Below are 15935 nucleotides of genomic sequence, written 5' to 3' on the forward strand. Positions count from 1 at the left end.
CAACGCGCTGCTCGACGGCCGCTATCAAGCGGCGTGAAAACAAGCCGCTCCACCATCCGTCGAGCACCTGCTAACGACCGGCGTGTGGGCCGACGGTCGGGTGGCAAACGCGGCAGTCGCGGAAATCTGCCGCGACCGTGTGACTCCTGAAATTCTGTCAGCCTTCGATCCGATGCTGCCGGCGATACTCGCGTGGCGAACAGCCGCACGCGCGCCGAAACGCTTCATTGAACCGGCTGAGCGAGGTGAAGCCGGAGACCAGGGCCACGTCGATGATCTTCTCATCGCTCGTGACAAGCAGGCGCTGCGCGTGCGATATGCGATGATGAGTGAGATAGTCGCCCAGCGTCGTGCCGAATGTCCTTCGGAACAGGTTCATCGCATAATTCGGGTGCAGGCCCGCGGCCGCAGCGATGTCGTCGATCCTCAACTTCTCGCGGTAGCGCCGTGCAATGAAACACGCGATTTGTTCGACGCGGTTCAACCCGCCCGCCTCCGGCACGGAACGCGCGCGACGACGGGGTGCCGTCGCACTCGGCTCGTCAGGTAGGGCGTTGGCGAGCCGAAGCAAACGCGCTTCGATTTCGAGCGACACAAAGCGAACGACCGCGGGCGAGGCGTGACTCAAGTCGCCGACCCAGCGGGTAAACAATGAATGGTCCAGCGACGCCAGCGCGATGCTGGGATCAGCCAGCACCTCGCCATGCAGGATTCGCTGCACGAAGCGCGGCGGAAGGTTCCACTGCAGAAACCAGACGAGTGGAATCGTCGCCACGAAATAGTCGGGAGCGGCGCCGTAATCCAGGACCTGGTGGGGAATGGCCGCCCAGAACGTCGTCAGATGTCCGGCTTCGATTTTCACCTTTCGTCCCCCAAGGAGGTAAGTGACGGATCCACCGGGCAGCAGGTTCAGCTCGAGCTCGTTGTGGTGATCGGGTCGCGGCATCCGCGACGGCTGCCAGCGTACGCACGTGAACCCATATGGAGCGAAGTCAACCCGAGCGGGATCGAACGAGGCCATGCGGGAATGTACGCTTCGCGCCGTGCGAACCGAAAGCCGATTCACCCGGCGCTGCAGCGCGCGCCGTTTTCCAGCGTCATGGTCGCTGGCGCGTCTCGTGCGGTCATGCGCGTTACCCGCGGACATTACCGTGGCGCGATGGACGTGGACTCGCCGCCAACACCTGGTCCGCGAATCTATTTTGGCTGAGCTTGCGTGGTGAGCGCGGCGGCGGCATGGCCGGCGACAACCCAGCTGGCCGAGCCAGCCACGACGGCCTCGTGTTCGAACCAGAGAAACCCGAAGTCGTCGAGGGACTCGGGGAAATCCGGTTTGATGATGATGTAACCGGGCACCACCGCGCCGGGAATGTAGGCGTGGTCAGCCCGGTTGAAGCTGTAGGTCTGCGTCTTCGCGACGGTGCCGACGCCCGCGACGTACGACGTGCTGTTCACCGGATGCGTGCCGAGAATGTAGTTCACGGCGCGAAGAGTGTATTCGGAACTCACCAGATCCGGATAGGCCCGGTGCAGGAAATACATCCGGATCGCCATCTCCACCACCTCGCCCGATCCGCCCCACGGGCGCAGGCTCGGAGGAACGCCAAACGGCGTGGCTGCCAACTCCTGATCCAGACCCGCCATGTAGGTCTTCACCGCCTCGCGGAGCTGGTCTTTCTCGCTCGCGTCCAAGTAGGGCAGGGCGCGCACGGCGGTCCAACCTCGGAATTCCATTTGCTCCGGGGTGATCAGCTGTGGGAGCAACTCTTTCAGTCGGGATTTGTAGGGCTCGCCGCCTTTCGTGGCGATGGTCAACTCCAGCGCCGCGGTCCAGTCCATGCCGACGCGCATCCGAGCCCATCTCGAGCCGGCCGGAGGAGTTGTCGCTGCGGGCGCCGCGGGCGAAGGGGTCGGCGTGACTGCACTCGCCGGCTGCGGTGGAGTGGCTTGCGGGCCAGCGACCGTACCTTGCGAGGCCGCCAGCACGCCCGTGGCGGGAGCTCCTTCCGGATCTCCGCCGAAGTGCGACCCCGCCGGGAAAGGCGTCGGGTGCGCTTTCTCGTCGTTCCAGGCCTTGATCGCGGTTTCGAGGCACTCCTGCGCGGTGGCATCATCCCAGCCTTTCAGCGTATCGGCCGCCGCGGCCAGCGCCGCGATCGCTTGCCACTGGAAGAACGGGTTCGTGGTGGAGAAAATCCAGCGATCGTCGGGTCGGCCGGAGGTGTCGCCCTTCACTTCGTTCGGGCCGAGATTCGGATCGTAGATGCGGCCATCGGTCTTCGTCGCTCCGTCGCCGAGGTGCGTGTACTGCCGCAGATCCGGTTCGTGCGTGCCGCGGATCGAATGCCCGAAGGCGCGGAACTGCGCCAGGATGTACACGGCGCCGTGTTTGACCTGCTGCAGCGCGTCGGGGACGCCGTCGGGCCGGTGCAACTCCACCTCGCGCGCGGTTTCGTTCACCGTGAGCTGGTCGTATTTGAGATCGAACTCCCGAGAGGCCAGCGCGAGGTTCTGAATCACGTTCAACTGCGCAGGTTCTTCCAGGTCGAAGTCGCCGGCATCATACCAGCCGCCGACGTTCATCCCAGGGATGTGGTCGCCGCCCCGGTATTTTCCATCCGTGGCCGTGGCTTGGTTCCAGCCGTCGAATTGCTCGCCGACCACCGGTGCGAGCCGGGCGTCATCCAAGTGCGAAGCGCCATGCCACACGCGGTAGCCTTCGCGAACGGAAACGTGATCCATCTGGATCGCGATGTGACTCAGGCTCAGCTTCCAGATGCTGGTGTAAGCGTCCTTCGAGATGGGGAATGTCGCCGTTCGCTGGTCGGCGTACTCGATCACATACAGGCCGGGTTCGTTCACCGCGGTGAAGTCAAATTTCGAGTAGACATACCGGAGCCACGGAGTCGAAGGCGTGATCGGCGCCTCGAACACCGGCTTGTAAGCTCCGTCCGCCATCAGCCGGAGCACCTTGGCTGTTTTTGGTCCGCGATAATTCGGGTCGAGTTCGAGCACTGCCACCTTCGAAAAACCTGGCGCGTAACCGACCTGGCTGTGCGCAATCATCGGCGAACGCGTCCAGTTCGGGATCACGTCGGGCTTGATGTGCCACACGATCGCGCCGGTGGTCTTGCCGGTCGGAATCAGCGAGCGCAGCACGAACCAGCCGTTCTGGGCGCGGGCGCGTCCATCGAACAACATGAGGTCCGCCGTATCCGAGGTGACACTCACCCGCGCCAGCGGATCGTCGATCCCGAGCGTGATCGTCCTGCCGGTGGCGAACGGCAGCGGCTGCGTGTAGCCCTTGGCCTTGTCCCAGTCCTCGAGGTAATACGCCTTCTTCGGTTCATCCGCCAACGGCAGTACCTTGATCATCGGATCCCCGGGCGTGCGCGGGAAGATGCCCGCGCGGCTTCCGTCCGCGAGGTAAGCCTTGCCCATGTAAATCGCGGGGAGGAACTCCAGGTTGAACCCCGCGCGCCCGGCGAGCTGCTCCGGCAGTGGTTGGTCGAGGTTGATGCTGACCCTCACACCACCGGGTTCGGCTGCGACCTCGAGCGTGTAGCTGAGATCGAAGGTCGGGAAAGCGAGCTGGGCGGTGAGCTTGTTGTCGGCCTTGTCGGCCTGGCGGCCCTTCAGGGTGGCCACCAGATCCCACTGCTCGGGCGTCGGCATCAGACGCACGTCGCCGTTGGTGGCGATGCGCCGGCCGTGGAGAATCATCTCCATCGCGGTGTTCTTCTGGTCGACGAAGACCGGATGGTAGGTGCTGTCGTAGAGGAAGACGCTGAACCCCTGCGCATCGAGGATGTTCTTGTCCGTCACCTTCACGGCGAGCCCGGCGCCGGCCCAGCTCACGCCGGAGATCAGGGAAACGAGGACCAGGAGGAAACACACTCGGGTGGGGGTAAACATGGATCGCATGAAACGGCTCGGACGTTTCAACTCAACCGGAGTTGCGCCCCTTCGGGCAGTGTTTTGCTCTCACAGTATTGCGGTGGTGCAGCGGCGCCGGCGGCGGGGAAGTTCTTGTGAGCTCCGCCAAGTCTCGGAGGCACACCCGTTCGTTTAGCACGAGCCAAAGGGAGGTGCTGGACTGTTTCTGCGAACGCTCCGCTGGGGTGCTAGATGCCGAAATGCCGTCGCCGAAATTCGTGACCCGAACCGGTCTTCAGGTACTGCTCGAAGGCAATCGCGCGCCGTGCATCCGCGAAAGCCTGGTAGCAGCCAGATTCCATGGCGATGGTTGGCTATGGGCGGCGACCTACCAGCATTGTGCTCCCTGACTCGGGCCTTCGGATGGTCCGTGCGGCGGACGTATTTCTCAGTCGGCGTATGCACCGATAGAATGTGCGCCTAGTGCATGGTACCGGTTGTCGCACGATTAGCCCTCCTCCGCCCAGCCTATGGAGGGCATCCTTCGCCTCCGCCATCGGGAGCCGTCCCGCATGTTTCAAGATGGCCTGCCATCCGTAGCCTCAACCGCTTGCGGTTGAGCGAAGGATGGTGGAGCAGATCGGGATCAAACCGACGACCTCGTCGTTGCGAACGACGCGCTCTATCAACTGAGCTACTGCCCCACGTGGGAGGGGAGGTTTTGGGGAATCGCTGCCCCTGAGTAAACACCTTTTTTGGGGCTTTTTCAGCGTCTCTGTGGTGCGCTCGATGACCTGCGCGCCTGAGTTGCCTAAAGCGCTTCCATTGCGGTCGCGAAGCGCTCCTTTGCTGCGATCTCTCCCGTTCGAACCCATTGCTGAGCTCCCGTCGCGGGTGCGCATGCCACCGTAGTCCCGCGGCGGCTGCGCTATGGCTGGGCCAGATTCCAGCCGACCAGCACGGGATAGATCGCCTCTTTAAGCGCCGCAAACCCGGCAGCGTTGGGGTGCAGCCGATCCGAGAGAAAACACTCGGGTTTCGATGAACCGTCAGGCAACGCGAGCGGCGTGAAGGTGTCGCAGACGGTGCTCCGCGGATCGGACGCCACCATCGCGCTCATCCGCCGGTTGAGCTCACGCACGAGCTCCGGATAGTTGTCCTCGCCTCGGCGCGGCATCACGTAGCACCACGCGATCGGAAGCTCCGGATAACGCGCGCGAATCCGGCGGTGGAGTTCCTGGAAATTGCCCGCGATCAGTTCGGGGGCCAGGTGCTCGCTGAGATCGTTGGTGCCAATCAGGATCACGAGCCCGCGGGGATTTAGCGACAGCACGTCGTCCTCCAACCGGTAGATCAGATTCGGCAGGGTATCGCCGCCGATGCCGCGGTTCACCAGTTTCACGCCGGTGCCCGCGCAGTCCTCCGCAAAGGTGTGCCAGCCTTCAAAAATCGAATCGCCGACGAAGACGATGCCATTCAGGTCCCGCGGCTTCCGCTGGGCGAAGAGCGTGCGTCGTTCCACGTTCTTGGCCCGGAACCCAACCCACGACGAGGTCTTGCCCGGCACCGGGAAGATTCCATCGGCGGGCCAGAACGGATCCGCCGCGTCCGCGGTCGCCGCTGCCGCTTCCGCGGCCCCCATTGCCGTCAGCTGACCGCCCGCGATCATCAACCCCGCCAACGCCAAAGTGCGAAGCAACGTTTTTGTTTTCATGCGTTCCGCCTAATTCGGCCGGTCATCGGGCGGGTTTAGTCATTGTGCCTCGCGCCGGCGGAGCCCGCGGCTTGATTGGCCGGAGACAATCACGCGCGACAGGGTTGCGGTCGGCCCGAGTTTTTACTGCGCTGGCCTCATGGCCACTCCTTCACCTGACCACGCGCATGCGCAACTGCAACTCCGCCGGCTGCGGCCCGAAGCCAAGCTGCCCGTGCGCGCGTCCGAACACGCGAGCTGTTTCGATCTGTGCGCGGTCGAGGCCGGCGTGGTGAAGCCCGGCGAACGCGCGTTCGTGAAGACCGGCTGGGCGATGGCCGTGCCGCCAGGCTACGAGATCCAGGTGCGCTCGCGCAGCGGCCACGCCGCGAAATCCGGTGTGTTCGTGTTGAACTCGCCCGGCACGGTCGACGCCGATTATCGCGGCGAGGTGGCCGTGATCCTTTTCAACACGGGCGCGAGCGATTTCACCTTCGCGGCGGGCGACCGGATTGCGCAGATGGCGATCTGCCCGGTGCTGATGTGGGATGCAGTCGAGGTGAACGAACTTCCCGACACGAAACGCGGCGCCGGCGGCTTCGGCAGCACGGGCCGCTGATCACGCTGGCGACGGCGGTCCTTCACGCCGCCTTCAGCAACGCGCCGAGCTTTGCCGTGGCACGGGCCAGCTCCGCGACGCGGCGGCTGATTTCCGGATCGACGATCGCATCACCGGCGAACGCATTGGCGGTTGCATACACGAACCGCGGCACGATGAGGCTGCGGAAGTCCAGCATGAGGCTGTTCGCCAGCGACATGATGGACATGTAGCTGGCGCGGTCAGCGGCGGCACAGAGGAAGCCGACCACCTTGTTCTCCCAGGCGCGATTGCCGGTCAGCTCGATCACGTTCTTCAGCGCGGCCGAACCATCGAAGTTGTAGATGGGGCTTGCCACGATGATCGCCGTCGCGTCGTGCAGAAGATCGCTGAGCGCGGTGACGTTGGCGTGATCATACGCTGGACCGGCGTCACACAGTGGGAGCGGATAGTCCCGCAGATCGAGCAGAGTCACGGGCGCGCCGTCCTGTTCGAGGACGCGTGCGGCGTCGCACGCCAGGATGCGGCTGTTGCTCTGGGCGCTCAGGCTGCTGGAGAGGATGATGTTCATCGGTCGAACGAAAAGATCAGTCGGTCGTGGTCGCCCCCGCGTCGGCAGCGCGAGCGCGGGCTTGGGCGAGTCGCTGGCGGACGGTGGCGGCGCGGCTGGCGAACGAGCCCAGCGGCACCACGCGGGTCTGGGCACGCGGCCACGAGGGCAGCCCGGCGACCATCTGTTCCAGCTGGTCAGGTGAGTCCGCGCGGGCGACGAAGATGAAACCGCCCGCGGCCAGAGCGGAACCACCTGCGGCGATCCGGCCCGCGTCCCGCAGCTGCTGCAGCGCCTCGAGCGTCGGCAGCGCAAAGCGTTCGGTGAACGCGACCAGCTCGGCCGGCGACGGCAGCGTGGCGAACGGGCTGAAGGTCATTTCGACCAGATACTCGTGAGTGGAGGTGGGGGAAGGTGATATTTGCTTCATGGAAGGAACGCCGCACGGTAGCGCCTCAACTTAACTTGAGGTCAAGGGCTGCATGAACACTCCGGAACTCCATCATGAGCTGAGCGCCGGTGAACTGGCGACGCGCAGCGGCGTCGCGGTGTCCGCGATTCATTTCTACGAGGCGAAAGGGCTGATCACGAGCTGGCGAAACTCCGCGAACCAGCGTCGTTATCCGCGCGAGGCACTGCGGCGCGTCGCCATCGTGAAAGTGGCGCAGCGGCTCGGGCTGCCGCTGGCGTCAATCAAGGCCGCGCTCGATGCGTTGCCCAAAGGTCGGACGCCGACCGATCAGGACTGGCGCAAGCTTTCCGCGCGCTGGCGCGCCGATCTCGAGCAGCGCATCGCGAAGCTTACGCAGCTGCGCGATCAGCTGACCGGATGCATCGGTTGCGGCTGCCTCTCGATGAAACAGTGTCCGCTGCGCAATCCGCTCGACGAACTTGGTGAGCGCGGCCCCGGCCCGCAGTTGCTCGAACCGGGCTGAGCCAAGCCGCTGTCAGTTCAGCCCATCAAGGAACGCGTTCATTGCATGCAGCACGTCGGTTGCGTGGGACTGAAAAACGAAATGAGATGCGCCGGGAATGAGCACGACACGCGCGGAGGGCACACCGCGCGCGAACGCGTCCCACTGACTTAGCGAGCCGGGCACAGGTTCGACATTGGTTGGTTGGTTGGGCGGGCGGGCGGTTTCCGCCGGCACCGCGAAGATTGCGAGAATCGGGCCGCGCAGCGTGGTGTATTTTTGCAGGCTCAGGCTGAGTTCGCGCAGATAGGGTGGGGCGGAGCGAAGCTGTTCCGCCGTGGGCTCCGGAAAATCCTTCATGCTCTCCAGCCAGTCGGTGAGCGCGGTTTGCAGGCGAGGCAGGGCGGCGATGATTTCGTGCGCGGCCTGCTTGGGATGCAACTCGCTAGAGCCAGGAATCAACCGGTCGAGCTGGCGTCGCATATCTCCGACCAGGAAGGGTACGTGGCCGGTGTCGCCAGTCAGCTCGCTATAGAAGGCGCTAGGACCCGCCGCATCGAGATAGATGAAGCCGGCGAATTTCTCGCGATGATGCGTGTTCAGCCAACTCATCTCTGCGCCTGCCATCGAGTGCCCCACCAAGACCGGCGCGGAGAGATGCAGTGCATCAATGATCGTGAGAATGTCGCGGCCGAAGCGCTCGTCGCCGTAGCCGGACGCAGGGGCGCTCGACTTGCCCGCTCCGCGCCGAGTGATGCCATACACGTGACAGCGCGACGTGAACCTCGGCGCGAACGAATCGAAGACGTGTGCATCGCAGCCCCAGCCGTGCAGGAAAATCAGCGGCGGACCGTTGCCGCCCCAGTCGACGACTTCGAGTTTCACCGCCGGCTCGACCTCGATGAAGCGCAGGGACGCCAGCGCGTTGAGTGGTGCGGAGCTTGCCCAACCCACCGCGGCGATCGGAAGCGTGCACAGCGCGAACACAAGGAGCCGTTGCGGGATCATCGGATAATGGCACGCGCACCAATGCGGTGGGTTGCGGCGCATGGCTGAAGGCATGTACTTCGGAGTACGGGCGGGGACAAGGCTGCAGTTCTGGAAGCGCCGTTTCTATCGTGCCGAAACGATCGTGTCATGGAATTCGGCGATGGCGTAGCCCATTTGGCGAAGTCATCCGTCCCAACCAACGAACGCCTTTTCTGCCGGCGCGGGTTTCGCGGCGGTGGAGGAGGCGAGTCGTCCCCACCCAACCATCACCTACCGCGCCACCGCCGGCCGGCTCCCCCGAGCCTTTCGAAAAAACCGGCGGCTGCGCCTCCGCGCGAACACACCCGTTTCCCTGCATGAATACTGTCACCAAGCACCTCGCGGCGCTGGCATTGCTTGCCACGGCCGCTCCCCTGATGGCGCAATCCGCGCCGACCGCCGACACGGACAATGAGGTCGTGAAGCTATCGCCCTTCCTCGTCAGCGGCGGCTCCTCCGTCGGACGCTACACCTCGCTCGAATCCACCTCGGCCGGCCGCGTCCGCGTCGCGATCATGGACTCATCGCAGAACGTCTCCGTCATCACGAGCGAGATGCTCACGGACGTCGGCGCCGGGCGCATCCTCGACGCGACCAAATACATCGCGGGCATCAGCGAATCGACGCTGCCGAACGCGCAGGACCGGACCAACGTCCGCGGTTTCCAGGCGGATGGGCGCACGGTGGACGGTTTCACCTACGGCGGGTTCATGAGCCTCGATCCGGCAATCGTCGATCGCATCGAGGTGGTGAAGGGCCCGAACGCGATCCTGGCGCCGCAGCCGACGTCGCCCGGCGGTACGGTGAACAACGCCACGAAAAAACCGCAGTTTCGAAATTTCGGAATGGTGAACGCGCAGGTCGGCGAATTCGACGCGAACTCCGCGTTCCTCGATGTCAACCGGCAGGTCAACGACAAGATCGCCGTGCGCGGCATTCTCTCCGTGCGCGATTGGGACAATTGGTGGCGCGATTCATCGATCCGGTCGTTCACGTTCATGCCGGGTCTAACCTACAAAATTTCGGATACCGCGCAGCTCACCGTCCAATACATCTACACCGACTGGAAGTCCTCGCTCTACCTCGGACTGCCGGTCGATCCATCGTCGGGGACGAAAACGAAGGCGCATATCCTCGCCGGTGTGCCGAAGGATTTGAGCGTCTATGCGGACGACATTTACCGCACGGACAAGCAGCATGACTTCAAGCTGTTGTTCACGGCCGAACTCTGGCGGGGAATCCAGATGCGGTTCGCCGCGCTGTATCACAAGACCTCGCAATACGCGCCGCAGCTGAACACCGGCAACAGCACCGGCGGCACGGGCGGCAACCGCGATCCGCTCACGGGCAATTACGTGCCCGGCATGCAGTATCTCTCCACGCCGCCGTTCACCGGCTCGCCCATCGCGAGCGGGCCGACGCGGATCTTCGTGCGCTCCGGCACCGATCCACGCGCGGATCCGCGGCAGCTGTTTCTGCAGAACGACTATGCCTACCTCGCGCGGAACGACATGCTCACCTCGACGACGCTGCTCGGCTTCGCGTTTACTGAGTCCATCGACTACGGCAGCACCGCCTACAACATTTCCGCGCCGAACTTCGACATCGACCACTACACGCCGGTGCACTGGACGCGCGGCACGCTGAACTTCGACAACCGCACCAGCAGCCGCTTCCTGCAGGGCTATCTCTCCGAATCGCTGTCGCTGCTCGACAACCGGCTCATCCTGAACGGCGCGATTTCGAAGAACTATTACCGCCAGCGCGCACGGGGACTGGTGACGGGTTTCTTCCATGGCGTCGCGCCGGAAGCCAATCTCCCGTCCTACGGCGTCGTGATCAAGCCCTACAAGGACGTGTTCTCACTCTACTACTCGTACTCGGAGCAATCGACCTCGAACGGGCCGACGATCAACAGCACCACCAACAGCGTGCCGCCGCTGACGAGTTCGAAGCAGAACGAGTTCGGCGTCCGCACGAAGCTTCTGGACAACAAGCTCTACTTCACGATCTCGCACTTCGACATCAAGCAGGACAACTTCTCGGTGCCGAACCCCGCCAACCTGACCACGCCGCCGCCGAATCCGCTGCTGCCAGCCCTGTTCTCCGACCGGAAGGCGAAGGGCTGGGAGTATGAACTCCGCGCGAATCCGACGAAGAACATCTCGATCATTGCGAACTACACGAACTTCAAGAACCGCGATCCGAACGGGGTCGAGTTTCGCGGCGTGGCCGAGAAATCCGGCGCAGTGCTCGTGAGCTACTCGTTCGACCGCGACACGCCCGCGCTCGACGGCTTTCGCGTGGCGGTCGGGATTGACTACATTGGTAATCGGCCGGGCGATGCGCCGTCCGGACTCACGCCGGCGAGCACGCCGACCAACGTGATTCCCAACCAGCCCTCGTTCTACCTCGGGGCACGCACGCTGGTGAATCTAATCCTCGCCTACGAATCGAAGCAGAACTGGGGTGTCCAGCTGAACGTCGATAATGTGTTCGATGAGGACTACATGATGGCGAGTATCAATCGGTCCATGGTCTACACCGGCACGCCGGTGAACTTCCGGCTGAGCGGGCACTACAAGTTCTAGAACCGACCGCGCTCAACGCGTCGTTCCACGTGCGGACGGCCTCCGCGCCGTACGCGGCCGGTCAGAGACGGGCGCTACGTCGCCGAGCGGCTTGGCCCGGCGGACCGAGAGCGAGGTGCAGCCCGCCGCGACCGCGCGGGAGCCGCCCACACCAGGGAACCGACACGACGGTCGCGCGACTGTGAGGCATGCCCTCGTCGCATTGCTGGTCCCTGTTGATTGGCGCGAGCCGTGTGCGCAGCGGGCGCCGGACGTTTTCGCGCGGCGACGACCGCTTGATCCAGCAAATCACCACGGAACATTTTCCCGACGGTTATACGATCTTGCGCGCGAGCGGTGGCTGGTTCGACCCGGCGCAACACAAGTTCGTTCGCGAGGAATCACGCCAGGTGCTCATTTGCGGGGCGCGGCTTCCCGCGGTTCGCCGTTGGGCACGTCGGCTCGGCGCAGCGCTGCACCAGAAAGAACTGTTGCTCATCGCGCACGGCCGGGGCGTGCCGCTCGTCGTCAGCTCATCGGCGCGCCCCTAGCGTGCTATGCGGACTAGTCTGGGTGCGCCGGTTCCGCGCGCCTGTAACCTTTGGTCCCCGCCGGCATCCAATGGGGTAACCTATGAAATCCATGACATTGCTCCGATCTCTCGCGGCCGGTTGCAGCCTGCTCGCGCTCACCGTCGCCGCTCACGCGGCCACTGCCGTCACCGACGCGCAAATCGCCGCCATCGTGGTGGCGGCCAACCAAGTTGACGTCGACGCCGGCAAACTCGCCGCCGACAAGGCCTCCAGCTCCGAAGTGAAAGGTTTCGCGAATACGATGGTCACCGATCACACGGCGGTGAACCAGAGCGCGGTCGGGCTCGTGACCAAATTGAAGGTCACCCCCGAGGCGAACGACACGAGTCGCGCGCTCACGGCCGGCGGCGACGAGAATCTCGCGGCGCTGCGCAAGCTGCGCGGGAAAGAATTCGATCGGGCCTACGTCGACCACGAGGTCACCTACCACGAGCAGGTGCTTTCAGCGATCGACACGGTGCTCATCCCGAACGCGCAGAACGCTGAGCTCAAGGCCTTGCTGGTGAAAGTGCGCCCGGCCTTTGTCGCTCACCTGGAACATGCGAAGCATCTTCAGGCCAGCTTGCGCTAAGGCGGTGCCTCTGCGCCGTCTCCTCGCGTTCGTGGCGATCGCGCTCGGACTGCTGTCCGGACTTGCTGCCGCCACTCCTGCGGCGGACGACGCTCCGGCGGCGACCGAGCACCGGGTGAAGATTGAGGGGATGGTGTTTTCGCCGGCGTCGGTGAAGATCCGGCCCGGCGATCGCGTTATCTTCGAAAATCGCGACCTCGTACCTCACACCGCCACGGCGAAAGGGCCGGGCGGTTTCGATTCCGGAGTAATCCAGAAGGAGGCGAACTGGAGTGTCACCCTGACCGAGCGCGGCACGGTGCGCTACGCCTGCCTGCTACATCCCACGATGACCGGTACAATCATCGTGGGGGAGTAAAGCTGGACGGCCTCACTGGACCGGATAGCCCAACGTGCGAAGTCGCTGCAGCACTTCGCGCGCAGGGCATCCCAGCGGTTTGAACTGCAGCTCTGCCGAGAGTCCGGGCACGTTGTGTCGGATCCGCAGGCCGCCGAACAGCCAGGGGTACAACTGGCCACGTCCGATGCGCGTCACCGCGGTTCGCTCGACGCGGTAGGTGGTGCGCGGACCCACGATGACCAGCTCGTGGTCGGTGGCGGTGAGCGACGCCTTGGGGAGCGGGCCGGACGTGGCGCTCACATCATCGGAGACATGGCCGTGCCATTGGTCGGTGGCAGGGGCGGGCGAGTGGGTGGTTTCGAGGTTGGGCGATTCGGTAGATGACTTCATCGAGGCAAGGAGTGCCGCGCGGGAGCGGTCCTGATCGCCGAGGCGAGTGGCCGATGCCCACACAGCCGGTGAGCGAAACAGCGGCCCGACTGTTTCAATTGCCTCCGAAGCGCCTGCTTCGAACCCGCGGCCACCATCAGCCGATCAGGTCCCTGGCGCAAGCGGGGAAAATGATTTGAGCGCGGCGGGTGCGAGCCGAGGGGTGCACGGTCCGAACGCGATTTGCGCGCGAGGGAATTCGATGCTGATTCTGCGCGGCGCACCCCAGGGCCCGATCACTGGTCGCGCGCGAATCCCGATGCTTCACTCGAACCACTGTCAGGCTTGCGCACAGCTCGCTCGTCGGGATGCGTGGGCGAAGCCGCGCCGCCGGATGGCCACGTGGCTGGCGCGGGCCGCGTTCGCCTTCGGGCTGGCGGCTGGACTGCACGCGGCCAGCGCGAGCGGAGCGACTTCGTCCGATTGGGCCCCGGAGGTCACGGTGATGACGTCGCCGTGCGGACCTGGGGCGACGGGTTCGTCGCTCGTGACTTCGGCGGAGGGAGAAACCTGGTTGTCCTGGGTCGAGCCGACTGCCGGTGATCGGCATGTTTTGAAATGTGCGCGGTTCGATGCGGCGCGCATGAGTTGGGGGCCGGTGCGCGTGATTGCCGAAGGCACGGGCTGGTTCGTCAACTGGGCGGACTTTCCGGTGCTCGCGGTTCAACCGGCTCGGATGACCGCAGTGTGGTCGGTCGGCAGTCATGGGCACGGAGGCGAGGGAGCGAGCTACCAGGCGGTTTTCAGCACCTCGGCGGATCACGGCGTCACATGGAGCGATCGGCAACCCGTGACCCGCGAGAGCGCATCGGTCGAGTTCGTCGCGCTGCAGCCGCTGCCCGACGGACGCGTGCTCGCGGCTTGGCTCGACGGGCGTGCGCGCGTAGCGGGCGACGAGCGGCAGACGCTGTATGCTCGCGTGCTGGAGGAGCCGGGACCGGACATGCTGGTCGACGAACGCGTGTGCGATTGTTGCCAGCTCTCGCTGAGCGCGACGGCCGATGGCAGTGCCTTGCTGGCGTATCGCGGGCGAACCCGCGATGAGATTCGCGATATCCGGTGGACGCGGTTTCGCGACGGCCGGTGGGCTGCGCCGCAGCCCGTGCATGACGACGGGTGGGCGCTCACCGGTTGCCCGGTCAATGGGCCGCAAATCGGCAGCGCAGGCGAGCACGTGGCCGCGGCGTGGTTCACGGCCGCGGGCGCAACCCGGCGAGTTCTGGCCAGTCGGCTCGGCACAGGCGGCTTCACCGCAGCCCAGCGGATTGATCTCGGTCGCCCGGTCGGCCGTGTGGATGCCATCGTGCTGCCCGGCGGCGCCGCGTGGATTTCGTGGCTCGAAGGAGCCGGCCCGGAGCACGCCGGAGGGATTTACCTGCGGGAAATTTCTCCGCGCGGAGAGATTTCGGACGCGGTAGCGATCGCGGAGGCATCGGACGCGCGCTCGGGCGGATTTCCGCGGATGGCTCTGCTGCATGGCGACGGACCGCCGCACGCGCTGATCAGTTTCACGCAGGCGGAGACGCCGTCGAAGATCGCGGTGAGACTGATCACCGCTCGTTGAACGATCGAGCCGGCGTTCGATCGAGTCGCCGCTTCGGCAGCGAACCCTGGCGCCCCCGTCGGCTCCACGGGAAAAGTCGGAACGCGCGCCTGAGTCCGCTCGCTCCAAGGATCCGGCGGCGATGCCGCTCGACCGGGCGGGAGAACCGTCCAGCCAAGCAGCTTGGCCCCGCACCGGGAAACTGTTTTGCTGCCGGTGGTTATTGGGTCCGTCGAATCCGTTCCCTCCGTCTGCCTCGTTGTTCCACCATGAACGCTCCGGTTACCCGTCGGGAGTTTCTCCATCAATCCACGCGGCTCGGCGCGCTGGCGTTTGCCGCCACCTTTCCGTGGTCGCGGTTGGCCGGGGCTGCCGCTGCGAACGACCCGGCCATCGCTGCGCCCGCCGATCTTGGGATCATCGAGGGCGACGATTATTACGAAAACACGCTCCGCGCGCTGGCGCTGCTCGGCGGGATGTCGCGTTTCGTGAAACCGGGCCACCGCGTGGCGCTGCTGATCAATGCGCCGCGCTGGTGGACCAAGCCGGGGTCGTTTACGTCACCTGAAGTTTCGCTCGCGGTGGTGAAGGCGTGCGCCGACGCCGGCGCGAAGGAGATGGTCACGATCGTGGATCCGCCGGGTGGTTACTGGCGACGGAGCCGGCACGCGGAGCAATGCGCGGCGGCGCTCGCCCGCGTGCAATCCGCGTCGGGCGGCCGGACCACGGTCAATATCCCGAAGGGGCGCGCGCTGAAGCAGGCGGAGATCAGTCGCGCGCTGCTCGAAGCGGACGTCGTGATCAACGTGCCGATCGCGAAGCACCACGCTGGCACCGGCTTCACCGGCTGCCTGAAAAACATGATGGGCGCCTGCAGCGGATCGACCAATCGGTTTTTTCACAACGGCTCCGGCGCTAGCAGCGAATATGGCGACGTCGTGTTCCTGTCGCAGTGCATCGCCGACGTGAATCTCGTGCGCAAGCCGGACCTGAACGTCTGCGATGCCACGGAATTTTTGCTCACGAACGGCCCGGCCGGCCCGGGCGAACTCGGTCACGCGCGGGCGGTCGTCGCCGGCACCGATCCGGTGGCCGTGGATGCGTATTGCGCGAGCACGTTCCTGAATTTGCGGCCCACGCGTGTGGACATGATCCGGCAGGCGTTCCAGCACGAGATCGGCGAGATCGACTGGACCAAACTGACTGTGCGCAAGGAGAGCGTGTGACCG

At 64.9% G+C, this 15935-nt stretch carries 15 protein-coding genes and 1 tRNA gene; 8 read left to right on the top strand and 8 right to left on the bottom strand.

The window, feature by feature from the left end:
* Positions 1-157: 157 nt before the first annotated feature.
* From OTER_RS10740 to OTER_RS10755, 4 genes are all read right to left on the bottom strand, one after another.
* Positions 158-1021 (bottom strand): helix-turn-helix domain-containing protein, encoded by an 864-nt coding sequence (locus tag OTER_RS10740; protein WP_012374943.1) that lies wholly within the window; start codon positions 1019-1021, stop codon positions 158-160.
* A 176-nt stretch (positions 1022-1197) separates the two neighbouring features.
* Positions 1198-3915, bottom strand: a complete 2718-nt coding sequence (locus OTER_RS10745) for a glycoside hydrolase family 9 protein (protein WP_012374944.1) — start codon at positions 3913-3915, stop codon at positions 1198-1200.
* Positions 3916-4504: 589 nt separating this feature from the next.
* Positions 4505-4580: transfer RNA gene (locus OTER_RS10750), tRNA-Ala, on the bottom strand.
* Between the two features lie 224 nt (positions 4581-4804).
* The gene (locus OTER_RS10755) at positions 4805-5590 is read right to left on the bottom strand and encodes an SGNH/GDSL hydrolase family protein (RefSeq protein ID WP_012374945.1); all 786 of its coding nucleotides are present in this window, start codon (positions 5588-5590) and stop codon (positions 4805-4807) included.
* Between the two features lie 139 nt (positions 5591-5729).
* On the opposite strand from OTER_RS10755, the gene dut reads away from it, so the two are divergent.
* A complete protein-coding gene (gene dut, locus OTER_RS10760) occupies positions 5730-6188 on the top strand; it encodes a dUTP diphosphatase (protein ID WP_012374946.1) in 459 nt (152 codons plus the stop codon).
* Between the two features lie 22 nt (positions 6189-6210).
* Here dut and OTER_RS10765 read toward each other — a convergent pair whose 3' ends face one another.
* A complete protein-coding gene (locus tag OTER_RS10765) occupies positions 6211-6738 on the bottom strand; it encodes an NADPH-dependent FMN reductase (protein WP_012374947.1) in 528 nt (175 codons plus the stop codon).
* A gap of 16 nt (positions 6739-6754) precedes the next feature.
* Positions 6755-7147, bottom strand: coding sequence for a hypothetical protein (locus OTER_RS10770; RefSeq protein ID WP_012374948.1), 393 nt, complete (start codon positions 7145-7147; stop codon positions 6755-6757).
* A 52-nt stretch (positions 7148-7199) separates the two neighbouring features.
* On the opposite strand from OTER_RS10770, the gene soxR reads away from it, so the two are divergent.
* Positions 7200-7652: a redox-sensitive transcriptional activator SoxR gene (gene soxR / locus OTER_RS10775; protein WP_012374949.1), complete on the top strand. Its 453-nt coding sequence runs from the start codon at positions 7200-7202 to the stop codon at positions 7650-7652.
* Between the two features lie 12 nt (positions 7653-7664).
* On the opposite strand, the gene OTER_RS24070 is transcribed toward soxR, so the two are convergent.
* Positions 7665-8681, bottom strand: coding sequence for an alpha/beta fold hydrolase (locus OTER_RS24070; protein ID WP_158305413.1), 1017 nt, complete (start codon positions 8679-8681; stop codon positions 7665-7667).
* A gap of 296 nt (positions 8682-8977) precedes the next feature.
* On the opposite strand from OTER_RS24070, the gene OTER_RS10785 reads away from it, so the two are divergent.
* The 4 genes from OTER_RS10785 to OTER_RS10800 all read left to right on the top strand — a co-directional run bounded on the left by OTER_RS10785 (position 8978) and on the right by OTER_RS10800 (position 12752).
* Positions 8978-11251: a TonB-dependent siderophore receptor gene (locus tag OTER_RS10785; protein WP_012374951.1), complete on the top strand. Its 2274-nt coding sequence runs from the start codon at positions 8978-8980 to the stop codon at positions 11249-11251.
* Between the two features lie 188 nt (positions 11252-11439).
* Entirely contained in the window at positions 11440-11781 is a 342-nt protein-coding gene (locus tag OTER_RS10790; protein WP_012374952.1) for a DUF3574 domain-containing protein, read from the top strand.
* A gap of 91 nt (positions 11782-11872) precedes the next feature.
* Positions 11873-12394, top strand: a complete 522-nt coding sequence (locus tag OTER_RS10795) for a DUF4142 domain-containing protein (protein ID WP_044891700.1) — start codon at positions 11873-11875, stop codon at positions 12392-12394.
* Between the two features lie 4 nt (positions 12395-12398).
* Entirely contained in the window at positions 12399-12752 is a 354-nt protein-coding gene (locus OTER_RS10800; protein ID WP_012374954.1) for a cupredoxin domain-containing protein, read from the top strand.
* A 12-nt stretch (positions 12753-12764) separates the two neighbouring features.
* Here the strand turns inward: OTER_RS10800 and OTER_RS10805 are convergent, their stop codons facing one another.
* Positions 12765-13124: a hypothetical protein gene (locus tag OTER_RS10805; RefSeq protein ID WP_012374955.1), complete on the bottom strand. Its 360-nt coding sequence runs from the start codon at positions 13122-13124 to the stop codon at positions 12765-12767.
* A 298-nt stretch (positions 13125-13422) separates the two neighbouring features.
* On the opposite strand from OTER_RS10805, the gene OTER_RS24075 reads away from it, so the two are divergent.
* Together OTER_RS24075 and OTER_RS10815 are read left to right on the top strand one after the other, a co-directional pair.
* A complete protein-coding gene (locus tag OTER_RS24075; protein ID WP_148218083.1) occupies positions 13423-14727 on the top strand; it encodes a hypothetical protein in 1305 nt (434 codons plus the stop codon).
* Between the two features lie 248 nt (positions 14728-14975).
* The gene (locus OTER_RS10815; RefSeq protein WP_012374957.1) at positions 14976-15932 is read left to right on the top strand and encodes a DUF362 domain-containing protein; all 957 of its coding nucleotides are present in this window, start codon (positions 14976-14978) and stop codon (positions 15930-15932) included.
* Positions 15933-15935 lie beyond the last annotated feature (3 nt).

It is taken from the genome of Opitutus terrae PB90-1 (assembly GCF_000019965.1).
GTDB classification, from domain to species: domain Bacteria; phylum Verrucomicrobiota; class Verrucomicrobiia; order Opitutales; family Opitutaceae; genus Opitutus; species Opitutus terrae.

Coding starts and splice junctions, on each gene's coding strand:
- OTER_RS10770 (WP_012374948.1), bottom strand. CDS start 7,147: ATGAAGCAAATATCACCTTCCCCCACCTCCACTCACGAGTATCTGGTC.
- OTER_RS10815 (WP_012374957.1), top strand. CDS start 14,976: ATGAACGCTCCGGTTACCCGTCGGGAGTTTCTCCATCAATCCACGCGG.
- OTER_RS10795 (WP_044891700.1), top strand. CDS start 11,873: ATGACATTGCTCCGATCTCTCGCGGCCGGTTGCAGCCTGCTCGCGCTC.
- OTER_RS10785 (WP_012374951.1), top strand. CDS start 8,978: ATGAATACTGTCACCAAGCACCTCGCGGCGCTGGCATTGCTTGCCACG.
- OTER_RS10745 (WP_012374944.1), bottom strand. CDS start 3,915: ATGTTTACCCCCACCCGAGTGTGTTTCCTCCTGGTCCTCGTTTCCCTG.
- OTER_RS10805 (WP_012374955.1), bottom strand. CDS start 13,124: ATGAAGTCATCTACCGAATCGCCCAACCTCGAAACCACCCACTCGCCC.
- OTER_RS10790 (WP_012374952.1), top strand. CDS start 11,440: ATGCCCTCGTCGCATTGCTGGTCCCTGTTGATTGGCGCGAGCCGTGTG.
- OTER_RS24075 (WP_148218083.1), top strand. CDS start 13,423: ATGCTTCACTCGAACCACTGTCAGGCTTGCGCACAGCTCGCTCGTCGG.
- soxR (WP_012374949.1), top strand. CDS start 7,200: ATGAACACTCCGGAACTCCATCATGAGCTGAGCGCCGGTGAACTGGCG.
- OTER_RS10755 (WP_012374945.1), bottom strand. CDS start 5,590: ATGAAAACAAAAACGTTGCTTCGCACTTTGGCGTTGGCGGGGTTGATG.
- OTER_RS10765 (WP_012374947.1), bottom strand. CDS start 6,738: ATGAACATCATCCTCTCCAGCAGCCTGAGCGCCCAGAGCAACAGCCGC.
- OTER_RS24070 (WP_158305413.1), bottom strand. CDS start 8,681: ATGCGCCGCAACCCACCGCATTGGTGCGCGTGCCATTATCCGATGATC.
- dut (WP_012374946.1), top strand. CDS start 5,730: ATGGCCACTCCTTCACCTGACCACGCGCATGCGCAACTGCAACTCCGC.
- OTER_RS10740 (WP_012374943.1), bottom strand. CDS start 1,021: ATGGCCTCGTTCGATCCCGCTCGGGTTGACTTCGCTCCATATGGGTTC.